We start from the raw sequence: 4,798 nt of genomic DNA, 5'->3' as shown, positions 1-4,798 counted from the left end.
CCCGGTGAGCGTCTGCTGGTGCTCGGCAGCGGGCCCATCGGGCTGTTGGCCGCCGCGGCGGCACAGGCCGCCGGCCACGACGTCGATGTCGCAGCGAGGCATCCCCACCAGCAGCGCGCTGCCGAGGAGCTGAACTGCGGGGAGCCGGACGGCGAATACGACGTCGTGATCGACGCTGCGGGAAGCGAATCCAGCCTCCGCAGTGCTGCTGCAGCAGCCCGTCGCGGGGGTCGTGTCGTGTCCACCGGTGTTTACCAGGGAAACGCACCCATTCCCGGGATCCTGAGCCTGACGAAGGAACTCACCTTCGTGCACTCCATCGCTTACGGCCGCCACGCCGGGGTGCGAGAGGTCGCGGAAGTTGCACGCATGCTTGCGACGAGGCCGGAGATTCCCGCCGCTCTCATCACTCACCGATTCCCGATCGACGCGGCCGCGGAAGCATTCCGGGTCGCCGCCGACCGCACGTCAGGAGCGATCAAGGTCGTGATCGAGCCCACCGATCCTCGCTGAGGTTGTCTCGCAAGAGGGTGCCAGTGAGCAAGGCTGCGCAGTCGGGGCATTCCGACGTCCCCCCGGTACTTCGTGAGCAGTCGAGCGAGGGCGAGGCGAGCGGCGATCACGTGGCCGGCGGCCGTGTTCGGGCCCGCGCTGCCGGGCCGAAGGAGGGCTGCGACAGGTTCGCCGGTCCTCCCGGGCCGTGGTCGACGAAGCCCGTGAGCGGGTGGTGTCCGTAGGTCTTCTTCCAGGTCCGGGGCCGCGTCCTGCTTGTCCGAGCGGGCGACGACCAGAACTCTGTCCAGGTCCACGGTCACCTGAGCGTCGGCGTCCGGAGCACGGTCGTCGGCCAGTTCCCAGACCCGCCTGCGTACTTCGGAACGTGCGGTGCGGATCGCGGTCAGCGCCTTCTCGCCGGAGGCGGCGAGGGTGTCGATCAGGCGGGAGACCGTTGGGTCGGAGGCGACTGGCCCGAGCACGGCCGGCTGGGACCGCAGCAGTGCGGTGTCGGCGAGGCAGTCCCCGCCGAGTGCGACCGTCAGTGCGAGGTCCACGCCCTAGCGGTGTCTGCGAGCGCGGATCATTCGCCAAGCAGCACCGGGAACGCCTCCAGGTCGTTCTGTCCGAACGCCGGCAGAAGGCGGATCTCTTCGTCCGGGACCGCCGCCCGCAGCCCGGGAAACCGCTCGAACAGCGCGGGCAGGGCTATGGACGCCTCGAGCCGGGACAGCGCCGCACCTGGGCAGATGTGCGGACCGTGCCCGAAGGACATGTGGCGGATCGGCGTCGGGCGGGTGATGTCGAACTCTTCCGAGCGCTCTCCGTGCTGCGCGGTGTCCCTGCCGATCGCCCGGTAGGAGACGATCAGACCGTCGCCCTTGGGTATCACCGTGCCGCCGACCTCGATGTCCTCCGTGGCGAACCTCATCAGGATGTGCGTGGCCGGCGGCTCGTGACGCAGTGACTCCTCGATCGCCGTCTCCCACGGGACTTTCCCGTCGAGGACCAGGCGCAACTGATCCGGATGCGTGAGCAGGGCACGCACGGTGTGCAAAATCAGGCCGACCGTGGTCTCGTGGCCGGCAGCCACCAGTGCCTTGGTGTTGCCGACCACCTCGTCCTCGTCCATCGGCCGTCCGCCGTCCTCGGCGAGGATCAGTGCGCTCAGCAGGTCGTCCCCGGGATCCGCCTTCCGTGCGCGCACCATGCCGTGGTACCAGACGTCCAGTTCCGCCAGGAGCGCCATGCGCTCCTGGTGCGGGGTGAGCGATGAGAAGAACTTCTTGTAGCTCTCTGCCAGCCACGGCTGCTCGGACCGGTCGACACCCATCAGGTGGCTGATCACACGCATCGGCAGCGGCTGCGCGAACAGTTTCTTGAGGTCCACCACCCGACCGTCGGCGCCGTCGGCGGCCATGAAGTCGAGGAGTTCTGCGACGAACCTCTCGATGTCGCCGCGGACCCCTTCCAGGCGCTTCGGCGTCAGTGCCTGCGCCGTCTTCGTGCGCAGCCGCCGGTGCTCGGCGCCGTCCGTGGTGAACATTGACACGCCCGCGTCGATCATGCCGATCAGTGGCCAGTCATGGGTGACGACACCCTGCGTCCACAGCCGCCAGGCGTTCATGTCCTTCACCAGGCGGGCGTCCGTGAGCAGGGCCCGGGCCTCGGCGTGCCGGGTCACCGCCCACGCGGGAACCCCGAGGAGGTCGACCCGAGCGAGCGGTCCGGCGGCGACCAACCGGGCGGTCTCGCCCGCGAGATCACGCACCAGAGGATCGATGACGATCGTCTCGACCGCTGACTCCTGAGCGGCATGGGGGCACTTCATCACTTGTCTCCAACGTTCATTAATGGAGTTGAAACGCACTGGCGGCGGACACACCGCCAGCTATGAGGCACGCGACGGACCAGCACTTGACGATGCCATGGCGCGTTGGGATCGGGCAGCCGATCGGCAAGCGTGTCGATCAGGACCCGCTCTGTGCTCTCGATGAACCCGCGCCGATCAACGCCAGTGGGACCCGCTGTGCCCGAAGGCCAGATGGGTGTTCCCGCTGAGGGCTGTCCCGCAATCCCCGCCTGGCATGTTCCGCCTCAACAGCCAGCCTCTGCCACTCTAGGGCACTCACGCCGGGATTTGACAGGTCACCCGAGGCGAGCTCAAGCGGTCAGCGCGTCAGCGCTGTTCGAGACATCGGCGTAGAGCCTCTGCCGGAGTACGGTAACCGTGGACCTTACACAGGCGATGGTTCGATTCATGGGCGGTGGCGTCCAGGCATCACCAGGCCCCTGGACGGCGACGAGGCCGCCGGGCTCAGCCATCGATCGCGTCCGACAGGACCTGCGGCGCTCGAGCCTGACTGTCTGTCATGGCATCCGCTCGGCCGGTTCTGGAAGGAGCGAAGCGCCAAGACGACGTGTCTTACACCAGGCCCACGGCGTGGGCGAGCCGGGACACCGCGTGTCTGAAGAACGTCTCGCGTTCCTCGACGAGCAGGTTGAACCGGCCGGACAACTCGAACCCGACGAGCCCGAGCAATTGCGCCCATGCGGCGACGAACGCCGATACGACCTCGGGTGGGAGGTCGGCGGCGAAGTCGGCGGCCATCCGTTCGGCGTCGGGCCGCAGCTCGGCGGGCAACGGGGGCTCAACCACCCCCCGGCTCCGGTAGGCGTCGCGCACGACACCGATGAGGACGAGACCGGTGCGGGCGGCGGCGATGGTTGTGTCGGGCCCGGTGTTCCCGGGGCGGGGCGTGCCGAAGATGAGCGCGTACTCATGCGGATGCGCGAGCGCCCAGTCACGCACCGTCTCGCACACGATGATCCAGCGCCGCATCGGCCCGACGTCCGCTGCTTGGGCTGCCTCGGCAGTCTCGCCAAGGGAGTTGTGGGCGTCGATGACGAGCGCGGTGAGCAGGTGATCGCGACTGGGGAAGTAGCGGTACAGCGCGGAGGCGGCCATGCCGAGCTCATGGGCCACCGCGCGCAGAGAGAGCTTCGCCACGCCTTCTGTCGCGAGCTGTTTGCGCGCCTCGTCCTTGATGGCAGCGGCGACTTCGATCCTCGCTCGGGCGCGGGCGCACTGTGCGGCATTGCTCATGGAAGCAGCATCGCACAACCGAGAGCAGTGCACACGAAAGAGAGCGCTGCTCTCGAAGGAGGGTCTTCCAGCGTCGGACGCCGGGTTTCGGCAGCTTCGGGCGTCTGTTTGGCAGGGGGCATCGTTCGCCTTCCGGTGTTTCCGCGAGTGCTGATGCATTGTGACCCAGAAGTTCTGCGGCGGCGTTGACGAACCGAAGGCACCGACAGCCGGCCTCTCCCCCCACCGCGTATCACTCACCGTTGACCGGCACCTTTTCACCGCACGTCGAGTGCTGTGGGCTGGCCGCTGCTCGATCCCGGAGGGCGGGTCCGGACCGTCGTACCTCGGCGGTCGGATTCCTGAGGTCCCGTTCCCCACTGGAACAGGGAGTGGTGGAATGCGCATCAGGCCGGGCGCGCGCCCGTGCGCGTCGCCGCCCTGGCCCGCGCCGGCCGCAAACGCTGGACTATGCGCTGGAAGCCCGCGCTGCAGGCCTTCGACCTCGCCTTCGAAGGCCGACTCACAGCCGGCCGCCCATAACCCACACCACACGAGTTGCACCGTTGGCCGGACAGACCCAGCAGCCACGATTTTGGGCTGGTCGCGCAGCTCCTGATGGCCAGCCTGATGAAGGTCGGTGCCTGTTTCACATTTTCCGGTCTTCCTCCGGTCTCAGCGCTCATGTGGCCGCGACGTCCGTGATCCGAGCTTGGCGAGCAGCTCGCCGGTGTCTTCGACCAGAGTGACGTTGTGGTGCCGTTCGATCCAGTCGATACCGCGGCAGATCACGTTGTTCCCTCCCGCAAGGCGCGGGTGCCTTCTCCGGCCGGCATGGACTCTCAGCGGGAAGCCAGCAGGTTGTCCAGCTCCGCTGCGAACAGCTGGGCTGGGTCGAAGTCCATTCCGGTGAACTGGCCGGAGAGTTCCAGGGAGAGGACGCCGTGCAGGCGGGTCCAGAAGGTCAGGGCGCGGCGCAGGGCCGGGACCGGTCGGCTGCCACCCCAGCCCCGGTGGTGGGCGAGGTGCGCGTCGAGTGCCGTCTCCGCGCCGCCGGCAGGGACGGCCGCGCAGGCGTCGAGCAGGGTGGCCATGATGTCGGTGGCGATCGTGGTGATGTCGTCAGGTGCCTGGTAACCGGGCACCGGTGTGCCGTAGATGAGGAAGTACCGCTGCGGGTCGTCGAGCGCCCAGCGCCGCAGTGCGTGCGCCAGCTCG

At 68.3% G+C, this 4,798-nt stretch carries 5 protein-coding genes; 1 reads left to right on the top strand and 4 read right to left on the bottom strand.

Annotated elements, in window-relative coordinates; all coding sequences use genetic code 11:
- On the top strand, positions 1–513 hold a 513-nt coding region (locus IE318_RS43950), incomplete at its 5' end, for a zinc-binding dehydrogenase (RefSeq protein WP_189908427.1).
- Here IE318_RS43950 and IE318_RS43945 read toward each other — a convergent pair.
- The 4 genes from IE318_RS43945 to IE318_RS43930 all read right to left on the bottom strand — a co-directional run.
- The gene (locus IE318_RS43945) at positions 411–1,052 is read right to left on the bottom strand and encodes a transposase (RefSeq protein ID WP_189908426.1); all 642 of its coding nucleotides are present in this window, start codon (positions 1,050–1,052) and stop codon (positions 411–413) included. The two genes, IE318_RS43950 and IE318_RS43945, sit on opposite strands and share 103 nt — an antisense overlap.
- A gap of 26 nt (positions 1,053–1,078) precedes the next feature.
- Complete coding sequence (locus tag IE318_RS43940; RefSeq protein ID WP_189908428.1) at positions 1,079–2,326, bottom strand: cytochrome P450 family protein; 1,248 nt, start codon at positions 2,324–2,326, stop codon at positions 1,079–1,081.
- A gap of 594 nt (positions 2,327–2,920) precedes the next feature.
- Positions 2,921–3,601, bottom strand: a complete 681-nt coding sequence (locus IE318_RS43935; protein WP_189908425.1) for a TetR/AcrR family transcriptional regulator — start codon at positions 3,599–3,601, stop codon at positions 2,921–2,923.
- An 821-nt stretch (positions 3,602–4,422) separates the two neighbouring features.
- Positions 4,423–4,798: TetR-like C-terminal domain-containing protein (locus IE318_RS43930; protein WP_189908424.1), on the bottom strand; the 376-nt coding region annotated here is incomplete at its 5' end.

Source organism: Streptomyces spiralis, from assembly GCF_014654675.1.
GTDB classification, from domain to species: Bacteria; Actinomycetota; Actinomycetes; order Streptomycetales; family Streptomycetaceae; genus Streptomyces; species Streptomyces spiralis.
The sequence above is the reverse complement of the archived record's forward strand: the minus strand, read 5'-3'. Positions and strand labels throughout refer to the sequence as shown.

Bases quoted from the DNA above. Each gene is read 5' to 3' on its own strand.
- IE318_RS43940 (WP_189908428.1), bottom strand. From the start codon at position 2,326: ATGAAGTGCCCCCATGCCGCTCAGGAGTCAGCGGTCGAGACGATCGTC.
- IE318_RS43935 (WP_189908425.1), bottom strand. From the start codon at position 3,601: ATGAGCAATGCCGCACAGTGCGCCCGCGCCCGAGCGAGGATCGAAGTC.